22 protein-coding genes and 1 pseudogene are annotated in these 25,044 nt (G+C 52.8%); 12 read left to right on the forward strand and 11 right to left on the reverse strand.

The window, feature by feature from the left end:
- Positions 1 to 52: 52 nt before the first annotated feature.
- The gene (locus tag OGV98_RS09030; protein ID WP_202581298.1) at positions 53 to 2,014 is read left to right on the forward strand and encodes a peptidase U32 family protein; all 1,962 of its coding nucleotides are present in this window, start codon (positions 53 to 55) and stop codon (positions 2,012 to 2,014) included.
- Between the two features lie 3 nt (positions 2,015 to 2,017).
- Here OGV98_RS09030 and OGV98_RS09035 read toward each other — a convergent pair whose 3' ends face one another.
- From OGV98_RS09035 to OGV98_RS09050, 4 genes are all read right to left on the reverse strand, one after another.
- Positions 2,018 to 2,248, reverse strand: a complete 231-nt coding sequence (locus tag OGV98_RS09035) for a DUF2554 family protein (RefSeq protein WP_003020233.1) — start codon at positions 2,246 to 2,248, stop codon at positions 2,018 to 2,020.
- A gap of 189 nt (positions 2,249 to 2,437) precedes the next feature.
- Entirely contained in the window at positions 2,438 to 2,563 is a 126-nt protein-coding gene (locus tag OGV98_RS09040) for a DUF2474 domain-containing protein (RefSeq protein ID WP_200011337.1), read from the reverse strand.
- Positions 2,563 to 3,573 (reverse strand): cytochrome d ubiquinol oxidase subunit II, encoded by a 1,011-nt coding sequence (gene cydB, locus OGV98_RS09045; RefSeq protein WP_003020227.1) that lies wholly within the window; start codon positions 3,571 to 3,573, stop codon positions 2,563 to 2,565. Before cydB ends, OGV98_RS09040 begins: the two co-directional genes overlap by 1 nt.
- Positions 3,573 to 4,976, reverse strand: a complete 1,404-nt coding sequence (locus tag OGV98_RS09050; RefSeq protein WP_003020224.1) for a cytochrome ubiquinol oxidase subunit I — start codon at positions 4,974 to 4,976, stop codon at positions 3,573 to 3,575. The genes cydB and OGV98_RS09050 overlap by 1 nt, the downstream gene beginning before the upstream one ends.
- A gap of 234 nt (positions 4,977 to 5,210) precedes the next feature.
- On the opposite strand from OGV98_RS09050, the pseudogene OGV98_RS09055 reads away from it, so the two are divergent.
- The 7 genes and pseudogenes from OGV98_RS09055 to patD all read left to right on the forward strand — a co-directional run.
- A pseudogene (locus OGV98_RS09055) lies at positions 5,211 to 5,402 on the forward strand (helix-turn-helix domain-containing protein); the annotation flags it as partial.
- Between the two features lie 92 nt (positions 5,403 to 5,494).
- The gene (locus tag OGV98_RS09060; RefSeq protein WP_115455064.1) at positions 5,495 to 6,904 is read left to right on the forward strand and encodes an aminotransferase-like domain-containing protein; all 1,410 of its coding nucleotides are present in this window, start codon (positions 5,495 to 5,497) and stop codon (positions 6,902 to 6,904) included.
- 328 nt (positions 6,905 to 7,232) lie between these two features.
- On the forward strand, positions 7,233 to 8,378 hold the full coding sequence (gene ydcS / locus OGV98_RS09065; RefSeq protein WP_003020212.1) for a putative ABC transporter substrate-binding protein YdcS: 1,146 nt from the start codon (positions 7,233 to 7,235) through the stop codon (positions 8,376 to 8,378).
- Between the two features lie 16 nt (positions 8,379 to 8,394).
- On the forward strand, positions 8,395 to 9,411 hold the full coding sequence (locus OGV98_RS09070) for an ABC transporter ATP-binding protein (protein ID WP_003020210.1): 1,017 nt from the start codon (positions 8,395 to 8,397) through the stop codon (positions 9,409 to 9,411).
- Positions 9,412 to 10,356, forward strand: coding sequence for an ABC transporter permease (locus OGV98_RS09075; RefSeq protein ID WP_003843727.1), 945 nt, complete (start codon positions 9,412 to 9,414; stop codon positions 10,354 to 10,356). It begins immediately after the preceding gene.
- Positions 10,346 to 11,152: an ABC transporter permease gene (locus tag OGV98_RS09080; protein WP_003020204.1), complete on the forward strand. Its 807-nt coding sequence runs from the start codon at positions 10,346 to 10,348 to the stop codon at positions 11,150 to 11,152. The genes OGV98_RS09075 and OGV98_RS09080 overlap by 11 nt, the downstream gene beginning before the upstream one ends.
- 21 nt (positions 11,153 to 11,173) lie before the next feature.
- Complete coding sequence (gene patD, locus OGV98_RS09085) at positions 11,174 to 12,601, forward strand: aminobutyraldehyde dehydrogenase (protein ID WP_202581299.1); 1,428 nt, start codon at positions 11,174 to 11,176, stop codon at positions 12,599 to 12,601.
- Between the two features lie 193 nt (positions 12,602 to 12,794).
- Here patD and OGV98_RS09090 read toward each other — a convergent pair whose 3' ends face one another.
- Positions 12,795 to 13,922 (reverse strand): multidrug effflux MFS transporter, encoded by a 1,128-nt coding sequence (locus OGV98_RS09090; protein WP_032939100.1) that lies wholly within the window; start codon positions 13,920 to 13,922, stop codon positions 12,795 to 12,797.
- 101 nt (positions 13,923 to 14,023) lie between these two features.
- Here OGV98_RS09090 and OGV98_RS09095 point away from each other — a divergent pair, with 101 nt between their 5' ends.
- On the forward strand, positions 14,024 to 14,803 hold the full coding sequence (locus OGV98_RS09095) for an AraC family transcriptional regulator (RefSeq protein WP_032939116.1): 780 nt from the start codon (positions 14,024 to 14,026) through the stop codon (positions 14,801 to 14,803).
- Positions 14,804 to 14,923: 120 nt separating this feature from the next.
- Here the strand turns inward: OGV98_RS09095 and yncL are convergent, their stop codons facing one another.
- Positions 14,924 to 15,019, reverse strand: coding sequence for a stress response membrane protein YncL (gene yncL / locus OGV98_RS09100; RefSeq protein WP_071524268.1), 96 nt, complete (start codon positions 15,017 to 15,019; stop codon positions 14,924 to 14,926).
- Between the two features lie 192 nt (positions 15,020 to 15,211).
- On the opposite strand from yncL, the gene OGV98_RS09105 reads away from it, so the two are divergent.
- Positions 15,212 to 15,385: a GhoT/OrtT family toxin gene (locus OGV98_RS09105; RefSeq protein ID WP_003020198.1), complete on the forward strand. Its 174-nt coding sequence runs from the start codon at positions 15,212 to 15,214 to the stop codon at positions 15,383 to 15,385.
- Positions 15,386 to 15,404: 19 nt separating this feature from the next.
- On the opposite strand, the gene OGV98_RS09110 is transcribed toward OGV98_RS09105, so the two are convergent.
- The 3 genes from OGV98_RS09110 to OGV98_RS09120 are packed head-to-tail and all read right to left on the reverse strand — an operon-like array spanning position 15,405 to position 21,857.
- Positions 15,405 to 17,567, reverse strand: a complete 2,163-nt coding sequence (locus OGV98_RS09110) for a virulence factor SrfC family protein (RefSeq protein ID WP_210943760.1) — start codon at positions 17,565 to 17,567, stop codon at positions 15,405 to 15,407.
- Positions 17,564 to 20,545, reverse strand: a complete 2,982-nt coding sequence (locus OGV98_RS09115) for a virulence factor SrfB (RefSeq protein ID WP_202581301.1) — start codon at positions 20,543 to 20,545, stop codon at positions 17,564 to 17,566. Before OGV98_RS09115 ends, OGV98_RS09110 begins: the two co-directional genes overlap by 4 nt.
- 4 nt (positions 20,546 to 20,549) lie before the next feature.
- Positions 20,550 to 21,857: an SrfA family protein gene (locus OGV98_RS09120; RefSeq protein WP_044710808.1), complete on the reverse strand. Its 1,308-nt coding sequence runs from the start codon at positions 21,855 to 21,857 to the stop codon at positions 20,550 to 20,552.
- Between the two features lie 282 nt (positions 21,858 to 22,139).
- Between OGV98_RS09120 and OGV98_RS09125 the strand changes: the two genes are divergently transcribed.
- A complete protein-coding gene (locus OGV98_RS09125) occupies positions 22,140 to 23,738 on the forward strand; it encodes an ABC transporter substrate-binding protein (RefSeq protein ID WP_210943758.1) in 1,599 nt (532 codons plus the stop codon).
- Positions 23,739 to 23,755: 17 nt separating this feature from the next.
- Positions 23,756 to 23,989 carry a YdcY family protein gene (locus tag OGV98_RS09130; protein ID WP_003020183.1) on the forward strand — a complete coding sequence of 78 codons (234 nt, stop codon included), beginning with the start codon at positions 23,756 to 23,758 and terminating at the stop codon, positions 23,987 to 23,989.
- Between the two features lie 60 nt (positions 23,990 to 24,049).
- Here OGV98_RS09130 and OGV98_RS09135 read toward each other — a convergent pair whose 3' ends face one another.
- Both OGV98_RS09135 and OGV98_RS09140 read right to left on the reverse strand, forming a co-directional pair.
- A complete protein-coding gene (locus OGV98_RS09135; RefSeq protein ID WP_003836163.1) occupies positions 24,050 to 24,499 on the reverse strand; it encodes a DMT family transporter in 450 nt (149 codons plus the stop codon).
- Positions 24,496 to 25,014, reverse strand: a complete 519-nt coding sequence (locus OGV98_RS09140; protein ID WP_003843719.1) for a GNAT family N-acetyltransferase — start codon at positions 25,012 to 25,014, stop codon at positions 24,496 to 24,498. Before OGV98_RS09140 ends, OGV98_RS09135 begins: the two co-directional genes overlap by 4 nt.
- Between the last annotated feature and the right edge of the window lie 30 nt (positions 25,015 to 25,044).

A 25,044-nucleotide genomic window follows, 5' to 3' on the forward strand; every position in this document is an offset into this window, starting at 1 on the left:
CTTGTGACTACAATAGCCGCCATTTTTACCGCTTGTGGATGGTAACAACTGTATGCGCCAGCAGCCTCATCACCTTGAATTGTTAAGCCCGGCTCGGGATACCGCCATTGCGCGCGAAGCCATTTTGCACGGCGCAGACGCCGTTTACATTGGTGGACCGGGTTTTGGCGCGCGTCATAACGCCAGTAATAGCCTGAAAGATATCGCCGAACTGGTGCCTTTCGCCCATCGCTATGGGGCGAAAATCTTTGTGACGCTAAATACTATCTTGCACGATGATGAACTGGAACCCGCGCAGCGGTTAATTACCGATTTGTATCAGACCGGTGTTGATGCTCTGATCGTACAGGATATGGGGATCCTGGAACTGGATATTCCCCCGATTGAACTGCATGCCAGCACCCAATGTGATATTCGCAGCGTTGAGAAGGCGAAATTTCTTGCTGATGTCGGATTCACCCAGATTGTCCTTGCGCGCGAACTGAGCCTTGAGCAAATTAACGCCATCCATCAGGCTACCGATGCGACCATTGAGTTTTTCATTCACGGCGCGCTGTGCGTTGCCTATTCAGGTCAGTGTTATATTTCACATGCGCAAACCGGACGCAGTGCTAACCGTGGCGACTGTTCCCAGGCTTGCCGTCTGCCGTATACCCTGAAAGACGATCAGGGACGCGTGGTGTCCTATGAAAAACACCTGCTGTCGATGAAAGACAACGATCAGACCGCCAACCTCGGCGCATTGATTGACGCAGGTGTGCGTTCCTTCAAAATTGAAGGGCGCTATAAGGACATGAGTTATGTCAAGAATATTACCGCGCATTATCGCCAGATGCTCGATGCCATCATTGAAGAGCGCGGCGACCTGGCCCGTTCATCAGCGGGACGCACCGAACATTTCTTTACCCCATCCACGGAGAAAACCTTCCATCGCGGCAGCACCGATTATTTTGTGAATGCCCGTAAAGGGGATATCGGCGCATTCGACTCACCAAAGTTTATCGGTTTGCCGGTCGGCGAAGTCCTGAAGGTGGCGAAAGATCATCTCGATGTTGAGGTGACAGAACCGCTGGCTAACGGGGATGGCCTGAACGTGTTAATCAAACGTGAGGTTGTTGGATTCCGCGCCAACACCGTGGAAAAAACGGGGAACAATCGTTATCGGGTATGGCCGAATGAAATGCCTGCCGATCTGCACAAAGTGCGTCCGCATCATCCGCTGAATCGCAACCTCGATCATAACTGGCAGCAAGCGTTAACCAAAACCTCCAGCGAACGCCGTGTTGCGATTGATATTGAGCTCGGCGGCTGGCAGGAGCAGTTGATTCTGACGCTCACCAGTGAAGAGGGCGTGAGCATCACCCATACGCTGGATGGCCAGTTTGAGGAAGCGAACAATGCGGAAAAAGCGTTGAGTAACCTGCAGGACGGACTGGCAAAACTTGGGCAGACGATGTACTACGCCCGCAATATTCAGGTGAATCTGCCGGGCGCGCTGTTCGTGCCAAACGGTCAACTAAATCAGTTAAGACGTGAAGCCGTTGATATGCTGGATGCAGCGCGCCTGCAAAGCTATAAGCGCGGTAGCCGCAAACCAGTATCCCAGCCAGCGCCGGTTTATCCGCAAACGCACTTGAGTTTCCTGGCTAACGTCTACAACCAAAAAGCGCGTGAGTTTTATCACCGTTATGGCGTTCAGTTGATTGATGCAGCCTATGAAGCGCATGAAGAAAAGGGCGAAGTACCGGTGATGATCACCAAACATTGCCTGCGTTTCGCCTTTAACCTGTGTCCGAAACAGGCGAAAGGGAACATCAAGAGCTGGAAAGCGACACCGATGCAACTGGTTAACGGCGATGAAGTCCTGACGCTGAAATTTGATTGCCGACCGTGCGAAATGCACGTGATCGGCAAGATGAAACATCACATTCTGAAGATGCCGTTGCCGGGTAGCGTTGTGGCTTCGGTCAGGCCGGAAGAACTGATGAAGACACTGCCGAAGCGTAAAGGTTAATCGTTAGCTCAGATGCGTATCGGGTTTGCGTGATTTTTGCCAGTGATGGTGTTCACGAAGATCGGCGGCGGATTCTTCCGCCGTCACTCGCAGCTCATCGCTGTCGGCCGTGTGTCGTAGTAAATGATCGGCATCCTGCACCTGAAGATATTCATGTCCCTGATTAGTAGCGAAAAGTTGACCGGAAAAAAGCGCGCTGGCCAGCAATAACACTGTTAACCCTTTCTTAAACATCATGCACCCTCTGGTACGTTAGCTGCGGAATTGGCGATAATTTCGCCTTGTGACTATTCAATATTTTAATCGGGATAATGACAATCTCTGTTTTGTCATTTTGATGTTTTTTACATTTTTGTTTAGTCGATGTTGGGATTTGTAACACCCGGGCAGTGCAGCGCTGCCCGGGTGTTATCAGGGAGAGATTCAGGACTTAAATCCGGCGGCCGTCATCAGGAGACGAAAGAACATGCCAACAGCGGCGAGGACCAGCACGCTGCCGCCCCAGAGGATCACCAGCCACATCAGGCGTTTCCAGATTGTTTGTTGCATCAATGATACCCCTCACCATGTTGAACTTTGCCGCGGAAAACGTAGTAGCTCCAGAAGGTGTACACCAGGATTATCGGGATAATCAGCAGTGCGCCAACCAACATAAAGCCCTGACTTTGCGCCGGAGCCGCCGCTTGCCAGAGCGTAATGGACGGCGGAATGATGTGTGGCCAGATACTGATCCCCAGCCCGCTAAACCCGAGGAAAATCAGCCCCAGTGTCAATACAAAAGGCAGCGTATGGCAGTTATGTTGCCCCAGCGAACGCCACAGCCAGATGCTGATAAGCGCAACCAGCAGCGGAACCGGCATCAGGAACCACAGGTTGGGCAGACTAAACCAACGCTCGGCAATCGCGCTATGCGCCAGTGGTGTCCACAGGCTGATAATGGCAATCACAATCAACATTGCCAGCAGCAGTTTTTTGGCCACGCGACGCATTTTATCCTGCAACGGATTTTCACTTTTCATCACCAGCCATGTCGCCCCCAGCAGGGCATAGGCTACAACCAGGCCAACGCCGCAGAACAACGTGAACGGGGTCAACCAGTCGAAAGGACCGCCGCTGTAGCTGCGGCCGGTAACGGAAAATCCGTTGAGTACGGCACCCACCACCACGCCCTGGGTGAATGTCGCCAGGATTGAACCGCTGAGAAAGGCTTTATCCCAGAATGGTCGATGCGCCGGCGTGGCCTTGAAGCGAAACTCAAACGCGACGCCGCGAAAAATCAGGCCGATTAGCATCAGGGTCAACGGGATCGTCAGCGCATCGACAATCACCGCATAGGCCAGCGGGAACGCGCCAAATAACCCGGCCCCGCCCAACACCAGCCAGGTTTCATTCCCATCCCATACGGGAGCGACGCTGTTAACCATCACATCGCGGTCATCAGCGTCCTGAATCGCGGGGAATAAAATGCCAATCCCGAGATCAAAACCGTCCATCACGATATACATCAGCGTGGCGAACACGATAATCACAAACCAGATAACTGATAAATCGATACCCATTAGCGATGAGCCTCCGGTTGAGAATCAAGGACGGCAGCCGAAAGCGGCCGGGCAGGCGTGCCGGTTGGCGGAATTGTTGGGTCATCTTCATGTGGCCCCTTGCGGATCAGGCGTATCATGTAGCTGTAACCCACACCAAACACTGAGCTGTACACCACAAAGAAGGACAGCAGGCTGATGCTCATATGTAAATCACCATGTGCGGAAACCGCATCCGCCGTACGTTGCAGACCGTAAACCACCCACGGTTGACGGCCAACTTCAGTGGTCACCCAACCGGCAAGGATGGCAATCAGACCTGAGGGGCCCATCCACAAGGCAAAGCGCAGGAAAGGGCGCGAGGTGTATAAACGCTGCTTATAGCGCAGCCACAGGGCAAAAGCGCCCAGCAGGATCATCAGCATGCCTAGCCCGGCCATTATGCGAAACGACCAGAACACCATAGTTGAGTTAGGCCTGTCTTCTTTAGGAAACTCTTTTAGTGCCGGGACCTGTTTGTCCAGGCTATGGGTCAGGATCAGACTACCCAGGGCAGGAATTTCCAGCCCATAGCGGGTGCGTTCCTGCTCCATATCCGGCCAGCCGAAAAGTAGTAGCGGGGTTGGTTCGCCGGGCGGATTTTCCCAGTGCCCTTCAATCGCCGCAATTTTTGCCGGCTGATGCTTCAGCGTATTCAAACCGTGCATATCGCCAATCAAAGCCTGCAGCGGGGCGACGATTAACGTCATCCATAGCGCCATTGAGAACATTGCGCGAATAGCCGGGGTGTTATTCCCGCGCAATAAATGCCATGCACCTGACGCTGCAACAAACAACGCGCTGCTGAGGAAAGCGGCAACGGACATATGCAGTAAACGATAAGGGAATGAAGGATTGAAAATAACGGCGAACCAGTCAACGGGAACGACCTGGCCGTTAACTATTTCATAGCCTTGCGGTGTCTGCATCCAGCTGTTAGAGGCGAGGATCCAGAAGGTTGAAATAATGGTACCCAGTGCGACCATGCAGGTGGCAAAGAAGTGAAGCCCTGGGCCAACCCGGTTCCAGCCAAACAGCATTACCCCGAGAAAACCAGCTTCAAGGAAGAAGGCGGTTAACACCTCATAGGTCAGCAGCGGTCCGGTGATGCTACCGGCGAACTCGGAAAAACCACTCCAGTTGGTACCGAACTGATAAGCCATCACCAGCCCGGAAACTACACCCATACCAAAGTTTACGGCGAATATTTTCGACCAGAAATGGTATAGCGAACGCCAGGTGGGATTTTTCGTCTTTAGCCATAACCCCTCAAGTACTGCCAGATAACTGGCGAGGCCGATGGTAATGGCCGGAAAGATGATGTGAAAGGATACCGTAAACGCGAACTGGATCCTCGCCAGGTGAAACGCGTCAAGACCGAACATGCTTAACTCCGCAGGCAAAATTGATTTGGCGCAATTCTAAGCCTGAGAAGCAATGCGGGGCAGAAACAGAACAGTTCTTTTTAACCATAACAGTTGCAGTGCTGTTATAGGTTGTACACGCTGATATGAAATCTGGAAGCTGGATTCCTGTTATTAAATAGCGTCCTCCCCACGTTAGTGATTTTGCGATATTAATAGCAAGGTAATTAAAAGGTAATCATAAATGTTTACTTTGTGTGTATAAAGGTTCTTCTGCTGAATGCCTTCCTTGAATTAAAAATCACCCAGCAGGAGCTGGCGAACAGGATCGGCAGACCTAAGCAGGAGATCACCCGTTTATTTGATTTAAAGCACACGACAAAAATTGATGCCGTGCAGATTGCTGCGCGCGCCTTAGGCAAAGAGCTGGCGTTAACGATGTTGTAAAACTGTTAACTATAACAGTTATAAAAAACACCCTGATTATGTAAACTGATATACACAGTGATTGTCACCGACACCGGTAATCAGGATCAAAAATGAAAAAGTACCAGCGACTGGCAGAGCAAATTCGCGATCAAATTGCGTCTGGCGTATGGCAGCCAGGCGATCGCTTGCCTTCCTTGCGTGAGCAAGTGGTCAGCAGCGGAATGAGTTTTATGACCGTCGGACACGCATACCAGTTGCTGGAAAGCCAGGGGCGGATTATCGCCCGGCCGCAGTCTGGTTATTATGTCGCCGCGCGCCCCGAACGTGAACTGGCAGCGCCGCAGGTGCAGGTCATGCGCGACGAAGCGGTGGATATCAATACCTATATTTTTGATATGTTGCAGGCCAGCCGGGATGCGTCAGTGATGCCCTTTGCCTCAGCATTCCCCGACCCGCGTCTGTTTCCACTTCAACAGTTGAACCGCTCGTTGGCGCAGGTGAGTAAAACCGCCACCGCCATGAGTGTGATTGAAAACCTGCCGCCGGGGAATGCTGAGTTGCGTCATGCCATTGCCCGTCGCTATGCTCAACAGGGGATGACCATTTCACCGGACGAAATCGTCATCACCACCGGCGCGCTGGAAGCCCTCAACCTGAGCCTGCAAGCTGTCACTGAACCGGGTGACTGGGTGATTGTCGAAAACCCCTGTTTTTACGGGGCGTTGCAGGCCCTGGAGCGATTACGTCTGAAGGCGCTGTCGGTAGCCACCGACGTTAACGAGGGGATCGATCTTGCCGCGTTGGAGCAGGCGTTGCAGGAATATCCGGTAAAAGCCTGCTGGCTAATGACCAACAGCCAAAATCCGCTGGGTTTTACGCTCAGCGCAGAGAAAAAGGCGCATCTGGTTGCCTTGTTGGAAAAATACCACGTAATGCTGATTGAAGATGATGTTTACAGCGAGCTGTACTTTGGCCGCGAAAAACCGCTACCTGCCAAAGCCTGGGATCGCGCCGACAGCGTTCTGCATTGTTCGTCTTTCTCGAAGTGTCTGGTGCCAGGATTTCGTATTGGCTGGGTGGCAGCAGGGAAACATGCCCGGCGTATTCAGCGACTCCAGCTAATGAGTACTTTATCTACCAGTTCGCCCATGCAGCTTGCACTTGTTGATTATCTTTCAACCCGGCGCTATGACGCGCATTTGCGACGCTTGCGTCGGCAGTTGGCGGAACGTAAACAACAGGCCTGGCAAACGCTGCTGCGTCATCTTCCGGCGGAAGTCAAAATTCACCACAACGACAGCGGTTATTTTCTGTGGCTGGAGCTGCCGGAACCGCTTGATGCTGGTGTGCTCAGTACCCATGCGCTGGCACACCACATCAGCATTGCGCCGGGGAAAATGTTCTCAACCTCGGGAAGCTGGACACGTTTTTTTCGTTTTAATACTGCGTGGCACTGGGGAGAGCGCGAAGAGCTGGCCGTAAAACAGCTTGGCAAATTAATTCGTGAAATGATGAAATAAACCATAACGCGCTATTCAATATAAATGAATAGCGCATTCTTATTTTCGAAATAGTGAATGCTGAACCACGGTATTATTTATATCGGGTGCGGCCATACAAAATATCAATAGTTAATACTATTGCCACCTCTGCGTCTAACTCCTTGTCTATACTCCAGAAGATTACCCCCCAGGTCAGAGTCTGTAGCGTAATGAGCGTTAGCTCACAACCTGATTAAATTTCCTTGCACCAGCAGGAACGCTTACAACACCCCGACTATTTTTAGAAAAGGACATATATTTACGGCAAGGCTGCCGCTCAATATTTTTTCGACAGGAGTAAGACGTTATGAGCAAGCAACTTGCCCTCAGTAGCCTGTGTGCCTTCAGCATGACGCTGATGACTGCGCAGGCAGCCGAACCCCCCACATCATTAGATAAACCGGAAGGCCGCCTGGATATTATTGCCTGGCCGGGTTATATCGAACGTGGGCAAACCGATAAACAATATGACTGGGTCTCGCAGTTTGAGAAAGATACCGGCTGTGCGGTCAATGTAAAAACGGCGGCCACCTCTGATGAGATGGTCAGCCTGATGGCTAAAGGCGGTTACGACCTGGTAACCGCTTCTGGTGATGCCTCACTGCGCCTGATAATGGGAAAACGCGTTCAGCCGATTAATACTGCGCTGATCCCTAACTGGAAAACCCTTGATCCGCGAGTGGTAAAAGGGGAGTGGTTTAACGTTGGCGGTAAAGTTTACGGTACGCCATACCAGTGGGGACCAAACCTGCTGATGTATAACACCAAAACCTTCCCAACGCCGCCGGACAGCTGGAACGTGGTATTCGTTGAACAAAATCTGCCTGACGGGAAAAGCAATAAAGGTCGCGTTCAGGCTTACGATGGCCCGATCTATATTGCCGACGCCGCATTATTCGTTAAAGCCACCCAGCCGCAGTTGGGTATTACCGACCCCTATCAGCTCACTGAAAAACAGTATCAGGCGGTGATCAAAGTCCTGAGCGATCAGCACGCGTTGATCCATCGCTATTGGCACGATACCACCGTGCAAATGAGCGATTTCAAAAACGAAGGCGTAGTGGCGTCAAGCGCCTGGCCTTATCAGGCTAACGCCTTGAAAGGCGAAGGTCAGCCAATTGCCACGGTCTTCCCAAAAGAGGGGGTTACCGGATGGGCTGATACCACCATGCTGCACAGTGAAGCGAAACACCCGGTTTGCGCTTACAAATGGATGAACTGGTCATTAACCCCGAAAGTACAGGGCGACGTAGCGGCCTGGTTTGGTTCTCTGCCAGTGGTACCTGAAGGTTGTAAAGCCAGCCCGTTACTGGGTGAAAAAGGCTGTGAAACCAACGGCTATAGCTATTTCGACAAAATTGCCTTCTGGAAAACGCCAATTGCCGAAGGTGGAAAATTCGTTCCTTACAGTCGCTGGACGCAGGATTACATCGCCATTATGGGTGGTCGTTAATTCCGCTGGGGGTTTTATGACGTACGCAGTGGAGTTTCATAACGTCTCGCGTTTGTATGGGGATGTTCGTGCAGTGGATGGGGTGAGTATTGCGATTAACGACGGTGAGTTTTTCTCTATGCTGGGGCCATCCGGCTCCGGCAAGACCACCTGTCTGCGCCTGATTGCCGGGTTTGAGCAACTGTCAGGCGGTGCAATCACTATTTTTGGTAAACAGGCCAGTGAATTGCCGCCCTGGGAACGGGACGTCAATACGGTATTTCAGGATTACGCGTTATTCCCGCACATGTCGATCCTCGACAACGTCGCCTATGGGCTGATGGTTAAAGGCATTGATAAAAAACAACGCCACGCGAAAGCACGTGAAGCACTGGATAAGGTCGCACTCGGTTTTGTTTATGAACGTAAACCGTCGCAGCTTTCCGGTGGGCAACGTCAGCGTGTGGCTATTGCCCGGGCGCTGGTCAATGAACCGCGCGTCCTGCTGTTGGATGAACCGCTCGGGGCATTGGATCTCAAACTGCGTGAGCAGATGCAGCTGGAGCTGAAAAAATTACAGCAATCCCTTGGCATCACCTTCATCTTTGTCACCCACGATCAGGGTGAAGCCCTGTCGATGTCCGATCGGGTGGCGGTGTTTAATAACGGTCGCATCGAACAGGTGGATTCTCCGCGTGAACTGTACATGCGTCCGCGGACGCCGTTTGTGGCAAGTTTCGTCGGAACGTCAAATGTCTTTGATGCGACGATGTCGGCGAACGTTTGTGGGCTACAGGGTATGTTCTCCCTACGTCCCGAACACATTCGCTTGAATGATGCCGGAGGAGAAGTCCAGGCCCGGGGTGTTATTCAGGCGGTGCAGTATCAGGGGGCGGCGACGCGGTTTGAGCTGAAACTGGCCGGAGGGGAAAAACTGCTGGTTAGCCAGGCGAACCTGACGGGAGAAATGCTACCGTCAACGTTGTCGCCGGGTCAGCAGGTGATGGCATCATGGTCCCGCGACGTGATGGTACCGCTGGTTGAGGAGAGGTGAATGGCTATGAACGTCTTACATTCGCCTCCTCAGTCGACAAGCCTGAACCGGATCTCAGGTTACTTCTGGCGTAATCCGGGGATGGGGCTGTTTTTGCTGCTCCTTGGACCACTGATGTGGTTTGGCATTGTCTACTTCGGCTCATTACTGACGCTGTTGTGGCAAGGTTTTTATACCTTCGACGATTTCACTATGTCGGTCACGCCGGACCTGACGCTGGCGAATTTGCAGGCGCTGTTTAATCCTGCTAACTACGACATCATTTTGCGTACCCTGACGATGGCGGTGGCGGTCACCATTGCCAGCGCGATTCTGGCGTTTCCGATGGCGTGGTATATGGCGCGCTATACCAGCGGCAAAATGAAAGCCTTTTTTTACATTGCCGTAATGTTGCCAATGTGGGCCAGCTACATCGTTAAAGCCTATGCGTGGACGCTGCTGTTAGCTAAAGACGGTGTGGCGCAGTGGTTTTTAACCCATCTTGGGCTGGAGCCGTTACTGCTTTCGTTCCTGACGCTGCCTGCGGTAGGCGGCAATACGTTGTCGACTTCAGGTTTAGGGCGCTTTCTTGTGTTCGTCTACATCTGGCTGCCGTTTATGATCCTGCCGGTACAGGCCGCGCTGGAGAGACTTCCGCCGTCACTGTTACAGGCCTCCGCTGATTTGGGCGCGCGTCCGCGTCAAACCTTCCGCTATGTGGTCCTTCCGCTGGCAATACCCGGTATCGCTGCGGGATCTATCTTTACCTTCTCTCTGACGTTGGGCGACTTTATCGTGCCACAGTTGGTGGGACCACCAGGCTATTTCATCGGCAACATGGTGTATTCGCAACAAGGGGCGATCGGCAATATGCCGATGGCGGCGGCATTTACTCTGGTGCCGATTGTGTTAATCGCACTGTATCTGGCGTTCGTGAAGCGTCTGGGAGCTTTCGATGCACTCTGAACGCGCGCCCTGGTTACTCAAACTGGCGGCATGGGGCGGGGTTATTTTCCTGCACTTTCCCATCCTCATCATCGCCACCTATGCTTTTAATACTGAGGAGGCTGCTTTTAGTTTTCCACCGCAGGGATTAACGCTGAAGTGGTTTAGCGTTGCGGCGCAGCGTAGCGATATCCTGGAGTCTGTGACGTTGTCACTTAAAATCGCTGCGTTGTCGACCGCTATTGCCCTTGTTCTGGGGACGCTGGCCGCGGCCGCGCTGTGGCGTAGGGACTTTTTTGGCAAAAGTGCAATATCGCTGTTGCTACTGTTGCCGATCGCGCTGCCGGGCATTATTACCGGCCTTGCACTGTTGACGGCGTTTAAAACCATCAACCTGGAACCGGGTTTTCTCACGATCGTAGTGGGCCATGCGACGTTTTGCGTGGTGGTGGTGTTTAACAACGTTGTGGCGCGTTTTCGCCGTACCTCATGGAGTCTGGTTGAAGCGTCTATGGATCTTGGCGCCAACGGCTGGCAAACCTTTCGTTACGTCGTGCTGCCCAATCTGGCATCGGCACTACTGGCGGGCGGGATGCTGGCGTTTGCCTTGTCGTTTGATGAAATCATCGTGACAACGTTCACCGCCGGACATGAAAGAACACTTCCTCTGTGGCTGCTCAATCAATTGGGCCGTCCACGGGATGTGCCGGTCACCAACGTTGTGGCATTGCTGGTAATGCTGGTGACAACACTGCCAATTTTAGGGGCCTGGTGGCTAACGCGTGAAGGCGACACTCTCGCCGGAAACGGTAAATAAACGACGATATGGGAAATTGCTATGCAACATCAATTACTGATTAATGGCGAGCTGGTCAACGGTGAAGGTGAAAAGCAGCCAGTCTATAACCCTGCCACTGGTGAACTCATTCTGGAGATTGCTGAGGCGTCAGCCATGCAGGTTGATGCCGCGGTACGTGCGGCAGACACCGCGTTTGCCACCTGGGGGCAAACCACGCCGAAAGTGCGCTCTGAACTGCTGCTGAAACTGGCGGACGCTATTGCCGATAACGCGCAAACCTTCGCTGAGCTGGAATCACTTAACTGCGGTAAGCCACTGCACTGTGTCCTCAACGATGAAATTCCAGCTATTGTCGACGTTTTCCGCTTCTTTGCCGGGGCTGCTCGAACTCTGCAAGGACAGGCGGCCGGGGAGTATCTGGAAGGACATACGTCGATGATTCGCCGTGATCCGCTCGGCGTGGTGGCCTCTATTGCACCGTGGAACTATCCGCTGATGATGGCAGCGTGGAAGCTGGCTCCAGCGTTGGCTGCGGGAAACTGTGTGGTGATTAAACCATCAGAAATTACCCCGCTGACGGCGCTTAAATTGGCTGAATTTGCCAAAGATATTTACCCGGCTGGCGTTATCAACGTCCTGTTTGGTCGCGGTAAAACGGTGGGCGATCCGCTCACCGGCCATGAAAAAGTCCGCATGGTTTCTCTGACTGGCTCCATTGCAACCGGTGAACACATTATTCAGCACACCGCGCCGTCAATTAAGCGCACACATATGGAACTGGGCGGCAAAGCTCCGGTGATCATTTTTGATGATGCCGATCTGGATGCGGTAGTGAGCGGCGTGCGGACCTTTGGTTATTACAATGCCGGGCAAGACTGTACCGCCGCTTGTCGAATCTATGCCCAAAAAGGCATTTATGACGCGTTGGTTGAGAAACTCGGCGCCGCGGTTGCCAGCCTGAAAATTGGTGCGCCGAACGACGAATCGACGGAACTGGGACCGGTAAGTTCGCAGGCACATCTTGATCGCGTGACTAAAGCTGTCGATGAGGCCAAAGCCCTGGGGCATATCAAAGTTATCACCGGCGGCAAGAAAGTGGATGGCGCAGGCTACTACTTTGCCCCAACGCTGCTGGCCGGGGCGAAGCAAGAAGATGCCATCGTGCAGCGGGAAGTTTTCGGCCCGGTGGTCAGCGTGACCGTATTTGATGATGAAGATCAGGTGCTGGAGTGGGCAAATGATTCGAAATACGGACTGGCATCTTCCGTCTGGACCCGGGATGTTGGGCGTGCGCATCGCTTTAGCGCTCGCCTGCAATATGGTTGCACTTGGGTCAACACCCATTTCACGCTGGTTAGCGAGATGCCGCACGGTGGGCAAAAACAGTCTGGGTATGGCAAGGATATGTCGGTTTATGGGCTGGAAGATTACACGATTGTTCGCCATGTCATGATCAAGCATGAGTAATCTTTTAAGCGCGAGCGGTAAATGGGGCACGGATAGCTAAATATCGGCAAACGTGTGTCTATACTATTCGCGCCACTGGCCTCGTCGCCATCGGACGGCGGTAAGTTGGAAATATCCGCGAGGTCAGGCTAATTGATAAAATAAAGCCCCAGCATATTGCCGGGGCTTTGTGCTTTCAGGAGCGCCATCGGGTTTATCTGCGGCCCAGGCTGCAAAGCCAGGCGAGTAGGGCACAGACGCTCAGAACTAGCCCCAGTTGTTGCACCATGCCTGCAAATCCCAGCATCATTCCCAGCAACAGGTAATAGCTTAATCCAAACAATGCCCCCGCGGCTCCGGCCTGTTCACGATAATGACGCAGCGCCTGACTCAGCACATTGGGAATGGCGATACCATAGGCAATCACCACGCCGAACACCGGAATCAGGATCCACGCAGAGTGCTGTAAGCACCACGCTACGAGACCTGACAACGCTGCCAGCGCACAGGCATAACGTACCAGTTGTTCCGGCGTCAGACCTGTCGTTAACAGTCTTTGGTTCAGCAGGCTACCCGACAGAGAAGCAAACGCAAGTAGCAACCCCGTCAAGCCAAAGGCTCTGGAACTCCATCCCAATTGCCCAAAAAGAAACGGCGCCAGGCTGTAATAGCTAAACAGCATGGTGTTCAGTAGAGCAACCAGTATGGCGTTTTTCCACAGCTCATAGTCACGCGCCATGCGGGAGAGTAGCGCAGCAAGCCTTGGTCTGAGCGTATGTTCGGGCCGGGTTTCTGGCAGCATGGTCACGGTCAGCATCAGCAGTAGCAGCGCCAGCAGCACAAGGGCAATAAATACCCCGGTATGACCATACAAACTGACCAACCATCCTCCGCTTAGCAGACCGAAAACCGGACTCAATGCCAACGCGGCACCCATCACAGAAAAGACGCGGGATAGCGCAGTTGATTCATAGCTGTCCCTTAGCATGGTCTGTACTACTACAGATCCGGCAGCAGCTCCAATGGCCGAGACCATCCGTGCCAGCAGCAGAACGCTGAAATCAGTGGCAACAACGGCCATGAGGGAACCCGTGGCGTAGCACAGGAGTCCAGCCATCATCGCCCGGCGTCGCCCGATGCAGTCGCTCAGCCATCCCCACATCGCCACGCCGACGGCGAAGGCAACAAAATAAACGGAGAGTGTTTGAGCCGCGCGCTCACTGCTGACGTGATAAGACGTCGCAATACCTGGCAATGCCGGGCTGTAAATGGTTTCCACCAGTTGTGGAAACATAATCAGGAGTGTGAGAAGCCACAGCGGCGGTCGATGAAATGTGTTCATAGCAATATCCAGAGAAACAGAAAACAGGTGGGCATTATTGCTGAAAGGAAAATGTCGCATTACCATTATCAGGACTATAAATGTCAGATATCGGACAGAAGATGAAAATTGCCCCGGATGATGCTTTTGATGCGGACAGCTTTGATAAACCGGTAATCGGGATTGCTTCCGAGATGGGCGTACACGATTCAGGACGGCACAGCCATCTTCGTCATCAGCTACTTTATTCGGCAGCGGGAAGCATTACGATTGAGCTGGAACAGGCGTTGTGTCTGCTACCGCCACGTCGTGCGGTCTGGATCCCAGCCGGTACGGTACATCGCGCCATAATGCGCGGCGTGATGGCTTATCGTTCTTTGTACTTCTCAACCACGTTGCCGTTATCTGATTTACCGCTGCAGATAGTCGACGTTAACCCTCTCTTTTTTGAGGTGATAGAACGTATGTCTTTCTGGTCATGGGAGATGCCTGCCGCGCAGCAGACCAGTCTCATCACCGTATTTTGTGAGGAAATGCGTGCCGCCCACAGTGAAAACTGGACATTGCAGTATCCCTCAGATCCGCGGCTTAACGTGTGGCTTGAAGGATTACGCATGGGCGAACTGCCACCACGACTGAATCAATTGTCCCGACAGGTTGGGGCATGCGAAAGGACAATAGGTCGAATATTTATCAGGGATACCGGGATGAATTATCAGGACTGGCGGCAGCAATTTAGGCTGTTAAAAGCCATGGAGATGTTGGCTGACGGATGCCATATCAGCCAGGTCGCGCAATATCTGGAGTTTGTCAGCGACAGTGCTTTTATTGCTTTCTTCCATCAGCATACCGGCACAACACCAGGCCGTTATTCGGGCAATATAATGCCGCAGAAGGATTAGGGGTATTACATACTAAGGATAATTTACCCGGCAGTGCGAGAATGGGAAAATAGTTTACTAATGGCAGAGAGAAGTCCCTCTCTGCCAACGGACGCTGCAATTAATCAAACAAGAACCACATCAAGCAAACCAGCCGAACCTTGCGGAAATCAGACTGAAAAGTCCTACAGCAGCAAATATATTTATCAGCACCACCGTTTTACTGGAAACATTCATTTGTGCCACCTTTCGTTTTAACCCATATGGGTATAGTACGGGTTATAACTATCCGCAATAGTACGAATTCTGAACATAATGAAAATGGGTTGTTTTACAGCCACTTTTCTTAAATTAATTAATAAAACTTGATGTGGGTCATGAAAAAGAGCATATTGCGCGCGATTTCACCTTTCGGCCCGGATGCCTTACATGTCTCTGTACCAAAAAATGTTGGTTTTTTATGCGGTGATGGCCGTTATCACGGCAATCATCACCTGGTTTCTTTCCCGCGATAAAAAGCGAATTCGCTTTCTCAGCGCGGTATTAGTCGGTGCGACCTGGCCGATGAGTTTTCCCGTCGCGTTAATGTTCTCTCTTTTCTGATGACGGCGTAAACGCCACTTCAGGCGGAAAGCAGGGCATATAATCGCTTTTTGTCGACTTCGCTGACATCCTGTGGATGCTGATACCCCACGTTCTCATTCGCACGGGTATACAAAGCGACCAGCCAGTCGTATACGTAGCGGCTTGCGCCGTGCGAAGGTTGTTCATCCAGCTTCGTCAGGCGTAACATCGGCTGTTGCTTCGGCGCGCTAAAAATAGCCGATCCTTTCTGGATCCTGCTGGCAGGGCGCTGCTCCTCTGCAACGTCGGCAAATCCAAGCCAGGAAATAAAATCACCGATATCGGCGTATAGCTGCGCGGCACAGACGTTTTCGCGCTGCATAATGCGCTGTAAGCGTTGCGGCATCTCCAGGCGATAGCTGGTGGTGACGAGGATGTCGGCAACCTGCCTTAACGTACGGGGATCGAGTCGTAAACGGCGGGCATTATTTTCATCGCGACACCACTGGCGCACGTGGTTAATCCACATTTTGTGTGCCTGATATCCGGTCTCCTGGCTTTCCGGTGAGTGCATTGTGTCACGCACTTCGGCAAACAGGTCAATCTCTTCATTAAATAAACCACTTACCTGCTCCTCGCGCGGTTGCTGAATACGCAGCAGCGACTCAAAAATGCGCATCGGCGGGAGCAAACCATCCAGCAGTTCGCCATGCTTTGCCGCCTGAGCCTGTAGCTGGCGGATCACTGACTCATTGCTTGCTGATTCGGTCTCAACGGGATTAATCCAGCCGATTAGGGTTTCGCGTACGCGCTGCTGGTGCTGTTCACGCAGGGAGGTCAGCCTGGCCTGGCGCTGTTGTGGTGAGGTTGCCTGAGTCAACCATTCGACGAGGCGTTGTAAGCTGTGTTTATCCAGCGCTTGCAGCGTGCCCCAGTGCAGTCCGGGTTTGCCCATTAATTGCTGCACGGATTCGTCAAGATTTTGCTGGGTACTAAAACGCGCATCCTGCGGGGTAATGGCCCAGACCACGCCTGGCAATGCGGCATCGTGGACGGGTTGAGTATCGTTAACCCAGCCCAATAGCTTGCGGGTGATGGCGGGCGTCTGGGCGCGGGTAGAGACAGCGTTGCAGATTAAGAGCACATCCGGTTGCAGGTGTTGGCGGTAATGTTCCAGCATCCAGCCTAATTTTGCCTGCCACAGTGGATGCGGATGAGTATCCGGGGCGAGGGGAATATCGAGCAGATCGACATTCTCCAGCACCGCGTCTTCAACCGTCAGGATCAGTTCGCGCGTGAGCAGCGCCAGTGACGACAAAGAAAGGCTAACTGCATTGAGCAACTGATGATTTTCAATCGGATGAACCACCACATCGCTTTGCGCCTCATTATTGCCTGTTAATGCCACCTGGGTCAGGAAACTTTCGGCAGGTAAACCAAAATGATCAACCAGCAGACTCAGCGGGGCCGCTAATTCTTGCGCGTGTCCGGTTTGTTGCAACGTGTGCGCCAGCGTCAGCCACTGCTGCGTCAGCTCTGGTTGTTCTCCCCACAGTAGTGCCCAAGCGTTTGCCCGGGTAGTCAGATCCAGTGCGGGCAGCAACGTGGCAAACTGGTGCCATAGCGCATCGTCAATTTGCTGTTGGTTTGCCGGTACGCAGGAGCGCCAGAAACGACCGATTGCCGCAACATCATGTGCGGTAATGCCCGGCACAGGGTGACGCTGACGCAGCGTTTGCCATTTTTCCAGGCGCGCCTCAATAATCGATTTCTCGACTTGCCGGTTATCCGGGAGCGCGCTGAACTGGGCGATAAATAGCTGTACCAGTTCCGCTTCACTGAGTAACCGCAGACGCAACGGCCATTCGCTATCATGCGGATTTTCATCGCGCGTAAAGCGGATCGCCATATTGGTTGGCGCATGGCCAGGATTAATATGCGAGAAGTAATCAAAGCTGCGATCCGGGGTAACAATATTCACTTTGCCAGTGGCATTGCTGCACAATGCCGCAAGCAGATGTGCTTTTGCCGATTGTGAATGTCCGTATAACCCTATACATCCTTGCGATGAAAAGGTTGTCTCCAGCACAGATTCACTCACTGCGGCTAGCGTAAGCTGTGCCAGCAGGGCATCCGCTTCATCATCAAGACGCGCCGCACGTTGACGGGTATCTACCACCCACTCGATGGCGGCCTGCGCGGTATTTAACATCTTGCTCATTTCAGGTACACGCTCCCGCTATCGATCCAGTAATGGCTTCCGCTATGGCGACGGTCTGCCAGCGTATTCAGTTTTAACGTTAAGGCATTGGCGGCAACGGGGGTGCCATCCTGTAACCAGGCATCGCTCAGGACGAAGAATTCTGGGCCACTTTCTTTGCTGCCGCCGCGTAGCTGCAGCCGTACATTCAACACGCCATCTCCGGCGATGTTTTTTGCCAGTTCGGCGGAATTTATGCTGAGCGTATACAGCGGCGTGGCAGGCCAGCGGCTGTTTGCCAGTTGCCGAAATCCTAACGTCACGTTGCCACGTAACGGGAAGTGCAACCGGGCATCCAGCTTCGCACCGGGTTTATCCAGATCAATATCGTGATACCAGATGTTCTCATCGCGCAGGGTATTGACCGTGTTATCCAGTACGCCAAGATAACGTACGGTCGAGTAAGCGCCGATATCGGCAGCTTTAAAGTTAAAACGCGGCAAACGCAAATCCAGCGCCAGGCTGCACAGCATGGCGCCGACTGCCGCGGTGGATTTGGGATTACCAATCCGCCCTTGTTGGCTGAACGGATACCACTCATGCACGCGGTAGTTATCCATCCAGATCATACGGTTAACCGGAACAGGTTGCAGATGGCGGATCAACGCCTGTACGCCCGGTAAACAGGCGGGCCTGCCGGTCACTAATAAAATATCGCAGCGATAATGTGAAATAGCCTCACAAACCGCGTGCAGCGGGGAAGTCAGGGTAAATTGCCCCGCTAACAGTGCTTCTTGTAACTGCCTGAACTGTACCTGCAACGGCACGCTCAGAACATCAAACGCTGGCGATCCTGCTGGCAACGCATGGTCGATAGCCTGCTGGATGTAGTTCATTACGTTGCGCGTTGGTCGTTGGCTCAGGAGTTCTCCGAATGTGGCATGCAGACCAGCGACCGGATCGTTAATATCGCTTTGTTCCCAGGCACTGAGTACCGCATGACCGAGCGGCATAAAGAGCTGCAATGCCGTTTGTTGACGCAAAATCGCCTGGGTATCGATGCGACCGGAATCGCCAAACAGCGTGGCCAGCAATGCAGCGGCATCGGTCACGCCAGCCTGTTGTAAGCGGGTTTGCAGCGCAGGCAACACGCAACGCTGAATCACGTCCAGAAGCATGTCATCGCCTGCCACCTTAAAACCCTCACGGAACAGCAAATGCGGGGTAATTTTAACGTTCGCGCCGACGCCGTCATCAAGCTGATAATGGACGACGGCCATATCCGTTGTCCCGCCGCCAATGTCGATCGATGCCACGCGCAGCGCCCGACCTTTAGTCTCACCGGGTTCCGGCAAACGGTCCGGGCGGGCAAGGGCGTTAAAGAATGATTCGGTGTGGCCATCGTAGTGAGAGATAGCCTCGTTATACAGCCACACCAGTTGCCCGCAGCTGGCTTCATCCCATTCCATCTGAATTTCAGGTACGGGAACCACACTCTTTTCCTGCTGTTTACGGGTAGTGAAGTCTTCATCCTGCGGGTGCCAGCCCATTGCTTTCCAGACCAGGGCAATAGCTTCAAACATGCGCAGGCGGAAAATCTCGCGCTCCTGTTTGGGCATCGCCGACGGTAGGGTCAGGATCAGCGTCCGTAACTGACGAGGAGATGCCGGGAATCCGAGGCGCAACCGCGTCGCTACGCTGTTAATTTGCCCCAGCGCTTGGGCCAGTATTTCGCATAACATATGCGTCATCAGCGTGCTGCGGCTGTATTGCGGTGAGAATACCGGCAGACGATCGTCCTGCGGCAGGCTGAACAGCGGTTGCCCGTCATCGTTCATCAGGTTCATCAGCGGGAAGGCGGTAGCCAGCGGCTCGCGCTGGGTTTTGCCATTCATCTGGCTAAAGCGCCAGTCATGTAACACCGGCGTTTCATCCCACAGATAACGGCGCGGGCTGGAGATCCCACTATTGCCCTCGGTGCCCATACGCTGCATCGCCAGCTTACGGGCTTCATCACCCACACGCACAATCGACGGCCAGATAAAGGCGTCATCACGCCCGCTCTCAACGGAAAAATGCTGCTTACCAAAGCGCGCTTCGGAAAACTCCAGCCGGCTGGTGAACAGCGGATCGTTGAGGAACTGCGGCTCGCTTAACGAACGGACCTGCAATTCAGCGGTCTGACGCAGCCCGTCATTGGCATCCCCGTGATCTTCAATCAGGACGCCACAGGTATGGGTATTACCGATATCTAAAATAAGATCGACGGGAATAGCGGGTGTGCTAAGGGTATGCGTAACCAGTTTCACTTCCGGGACAGAAAGCTGCTCGCCTAACAGAGTCAGCACATTCAGCCAGTGCGCCTGGTATTCAAAGTTACGCAGCGCCAGCTGGATCTCTTGTTCTGAGCGATTCTCATGTTGGGTGACATGGTGCATAAAAGATTCGCGCAACCAGCCGTCAATCCAGGTCTGGTCAAGGAAATCAGCAATTTCATTGTCATGCCAGGCCAGCGCGAATCGTGTCCCGTTGAGCAGGTCGTTCTCATTAGGCGTTAACGCTGCAGGGGCATTTTCAGTGAGCTGGCTATCCAGCGCCACGGTAACGCGGTGGGTGTTGCCCGCGCTGTCGGGTTGCGCCAGTTTTCGTACCTGCACGCGCGCCCAGTTATCCGGGCCTTCAACAAACGTGCGCGGTGGGTTAAAGCGCAGAAACGGCAGCGGCAGCCAGACACCGTCGAGGACATCCAGCGAATAATGCAGCGTCTGGGTACTTTCCGGCTTCACCACTTCGGACTGACCGCCAGTGCTGCCAGGCAAGGTATAGCGACCCGTTGCCAGATCGAAATCCAGCCGTAGCAGGGGACCGTTTGCCGTTTTGCGCACAAAGCGGCCATGGTGCGCAGATTCCTGCGGCGTCAGGCCAAAATCCAGGAATTGAACACCGCTATTGGCGATGAGCGTCACGCTCTGCTTGTAATCACACAGATTCACCAACATAGAATCAGGCACCTATCTTTTTGATTGTCAGAGGGATTTCCGCGTGATCGTCATAACGCGCGGTACAGGCGGCGACGTCGTTGGTTCCCGCTTTGCAGGTAATTTCAGGCATCGGATAACGTGACCCGTCTGTACAACGAGCATTGCCGCGACTCTTAATCATTAATTCACCCGACTGGTGCAAACCGGAGAAAATCTCGGCACGACAAACAATATTGTCACCATGAACTACGCGAGCAGTGCCTTTATTGGCCTGGATCTGATAGCGCAGCGACGGCGCTTTGCCGCTCACCGGATCTTTAACATCGACCAGGACGCGCCAGTTACCATTGAGGAAACGCGTCGTTCCTGCCTTCATCTGATTGGCATCCATCACCAGCGCATCTTTTGGAATCGCGGCGATCACCACCGGTCCTTCTACAGGTTTCTCTTTCTTCGCAACTGGAGTCACTTCAGCACGATGCAAAGGCAGAGCAGATGCCAGTGCTGGCAGCGGTGCCATATCAATCTTTGCGACTTCAACAGCGGCGGCTGCGGGTACGGGCTGGGTGGTCTGTTGCTTCCACAGCAGCGGCCCAACGATGGCGGCAATGATGACTGCGGCAACGGGCAGGCTCCACAGCGGCAGGCGGCGCGCAGGTTTCTCTTGTGCCAGCGGCGGTGTAACCTCCGGTTCGTTAACTATAACCGGTGGCTGTGGCTCAGGTTCAGCCGGTTTAGCCAGCTCGACGACTGGCGTCAATAAAGGCGCATCAGCCTCGGCGAAGGTGATTTCCGGGGGGATTTCTTCTTCCTGTTCCGGCTCTGCTACGGTAACGACAGGAGGAATATCGGCAAGTCGCAGGCAATCGAGCACATCGTCGCGGGGATTTTCATTCAGATTGACGAAGCCCCAGAACGTAATAACGGGTTTGCCATCAACCAGAAACACGTGGTTTTCACCGGGAAACTGGATGGCTTTTTCGAGCAGAGAGCCAAACAGCTGTAGGGAGGTTTTTCCCGACTGCAGGCTTTTACGGCTCAGAGCCGCCGCATTTTCCAGCGTGCTTCCCAGATAGCGCAGCGCACGAAAACGTGCTTCTTCATCAGCGGCTTTCCACGCCACGGCTTTCCCTTCTATCGGGGAATACCAGTCAACCCGATCGCCGTTGTCGTTAATTTGTGGGATCGCCAAACAATCCACCATCGCCTGCTGTTTACGCAGACGAAGCGTTTCACGAATTTGCAATGCTGAATCAAAAACGGCCTGGCCACCGCCGCCCACGGCCTGATAGTCATCCAAATTGCCGCTGCGCAAGAGAGTTTTTGCCACGTTGTTACCCCTTAGACTTCTTCACGTATCTACTTTACGTTTTATAAAAACGAGCAAACGGAGAAAGAGAGGCAAAAAGGGGCTAATTTTCATGGCATAGAGTGCCGGGAAAAATCTTGACGTTTTGAAAAAGACTTAAGGGAAATTAATTCGCTTAGGGTGATGAATTATTCAGCGAAATACACCGGATTAGAATAACCTGATAGTGATTTGTTATTGGTCAGTTTTTGTCAGCTATGCTCTGATATCTCGGTTAATAATAAAATAAGAAGGCTTATAACCATGATTGCAAGGAAAACGTTACTCGCGCTGGCTATCAGCACCGTCATACCGTCAGGCGTTGCGTTCGCGGCCAATACTGACACCATCATCTATTGTTCTGAAGCATCGCCGGAGTCATTTAACCCGCAAATTGCCAGTTCCGGTCCCTCATTTGTGGCCAGTTCACAAGTGCTCTACAACCGACTCATCAACTTTGATCCGGTAAAGAATACCCCGGTACTATCTCTGGCAACGGACTGGACGATTTCTCCCGACGGTAAGACTTACACCTTTACCCTGCGTCAAGGCGTGAAATTCAACAGTAATAAATTCTTTAAACCGACCCGCGACTTCAACGCTGACGACGTGATTTTCTCGGTATTACGGCAGAAGGATGCCGATCATCCGTATCACAAGGTTTCTCAGGGAAGCTATGAATACTTTAACGATGTCGGTCTGGATAAACTGATTAAAGAAGTTAAGAAGCTCGATGATTATCACGTTCAGTTTGTCCTGAATGAACCTAACGCTGCGTTTCTTGCCGACTGGGGAATGGATTTTGCCTCGATTCTCTCTGCGGAATATGCCGACGCGATGCTGAAAAAAGGTACACCGGAAAACGTCGACAACTGGCCTATTGGCACCGGGCCTTACGTGCTGCAGCAGTACAAGCAGGACTCGCAAATCCGCTATCTTGCCAACCCTAACTACTGGGATGGCGCCGTTCCAACGAAACACCTGATCTTCTCAATCACGCCAAACGTCCAGACGCGGCTGGCAAAACTGCAAACCAATGAATGCCAGATAATCCCAGCACCTGCGCCCGTACAGTTTGACGAGATTAAAAAGAATAAAGATTTGACGCTGCATTCGGTTGACGCGCTGAACGTTGGATATCTGGCGTTTAATACCGAGAAAAAACCGTTTGATAACGTACTGGTGCGTCAGGCTTTGAACTACGCAACGGACAAAAAGGCCATTATTAACGCTGTCTTTTTAGGGTCTGGTACGGTGGCAAAATCACCGATTCCGCCGAATATGCTGGGGTTCAATAAAGATCTGCAGGATTACGCTTACGACCCGCAAAAAGCGAAAGACCTTCTGAAGCAGGCAGGGCTGGAAAATGGCTTTGAAGCGACGTTGTGGTCAATGCCGGTCCAGCGCCCATACAACCCGAACTCCCGACGGATTGCCGAGATGATCCAGAGCGACTGGGCAAAGGTGGGCGTGAAGGCGAAAATTGTATCGTATGAGTGGGGTGAATATCTCTCCGGAATGCGTAAAGGTGAGCATGACACCGCGTTGTTTGGCTGGATGTCAGACAACGGCGATCCGGATAACTTCGCGGATGTGCTGCTGGGCTGCGACAGCATAAAAACCGGATCTAACGCCGCGCGCTGGTGCGATAAAGAGTATAATTCGCTGGTTGAAAAGGCGAAACTGGTGAGCAAACCGGAAGAGCGCGCCGCGCTTTACCAGCAGTCACAAGAGATTTTCTACCAGCAGGCTCCTTGGATAGCCCTGGCAAACGGTAAAACGTTCTACGCTACGCGTAGCAACGTCAGCGGATACAGCGTTAGCCTGATGGGCAGTGATTTTTCAAAAGCAAAATTAAATTAATGAGTTAAGGAGAGGTTATGTCGCATCTGGATGAGGTCAGCGCACGTGTTGATGCCGCCATTGAGGAGAGCGTCATTACGCATATGAATGAATTGCTGATTGAGCTCAGCGATGATGTCGCGTTGAGCCGGGAAGACCGCTATACCCAACAACAGCGTTTGCGTACGGCTATCGCCCATCATGGCCGTCAGCATAAAGAAGATATGGAAGCCCGTCGCGAACAGTTGACCAAAGGCGGCACTATTCTTTGATATTTCCTCGCCGGATCTTATCCGGCCTACAGGCGCGTTCTGTAGGTCGGATAAGCGCAATTAAAACGAACGTCTCGCCACCAGCCATGCCCCGATCACCAACATTACCGCGCCACAAATTGGGCCCACTAGCGCCCGTAGCGGCACGCCGTGACTGCGCAGAATATCCAGTATCAGTCCCCCGATAAGCTGGCTGGCAACCAGTACCGCAATCGTCGTGGCAGCGCCTACATTTTGATATCCACTAATGCTGGCGAAAACAAAGAACGATCCCAACAAGCCGGGGATGAGTGTCCACCAGCGTATGCTGGAAACCAATTCACCAAACCCTGCTAAACCTTGCTTAAACCACAATATGCTGACAAACAGCACGATCCCGACCAGCGAGTTAAGTAACATGGCGATAAGGATCGTCGAGGACGTCTGCGTGATGCGTACCATCAAGGTATTTTGCACCACCAGACCAATACCAGCGGCAATCAGAAAGGAGAGGGTCAGCGTCTGGTTCATCTAAGGTCATCCGGTTCACGACGATCGTCTAACTGCAACTGCATGAAAGTCAGATCCAGCCACCGCCCAAATTTGGTTCCAACCTGTGGCATTTGCGCGGTGGTTTTAAAGCCCAGCAAGCTGTGCAGATGCAGTGATGCCTGATTCTGAGACTCAATACCTGCCACCATGACATGCTTGCCGCATTCGCGGGCTTCGTCTATCAGTCTGCTGAGTAGTGCTCGTCCGAGTCCTTTTCCCTGATGTTCTGGATGGACATACACCGAATGTTCAACGGTATGACGGAAGCCATCAAAGTTACGCCAGTCGCCAAAGGAGGCGTATCCCGTAACCACGCCATTCTCTTCACTCACCAGTACCGGATACCCCATCAATTGTCGGGATTCATACCAGGAAATACGGTTTTCGGCATCGACCGTTTGATCATTCCAGATAGCCGCCGTATGCAGTACCGCATGGTTGTAGATTTCTGCAATGGCGGCGCAGTCTTCTTTGCTGGCAAATCGAATTGACATGTTGAACCTCAGGGCTTGTTCACTATAGTA

The sequence above is a fragment of the Citrobacter sp. Cf136 genome (assembly GCF_030333815.1).
GTDB classification, from domain to species: domain Bacteria; phylum Pseudomonadota; class Gammaproteobacteria; order Enterobacterales; family Enterobacteriaceae; genus Citrobacter; species Citrobacter freundii.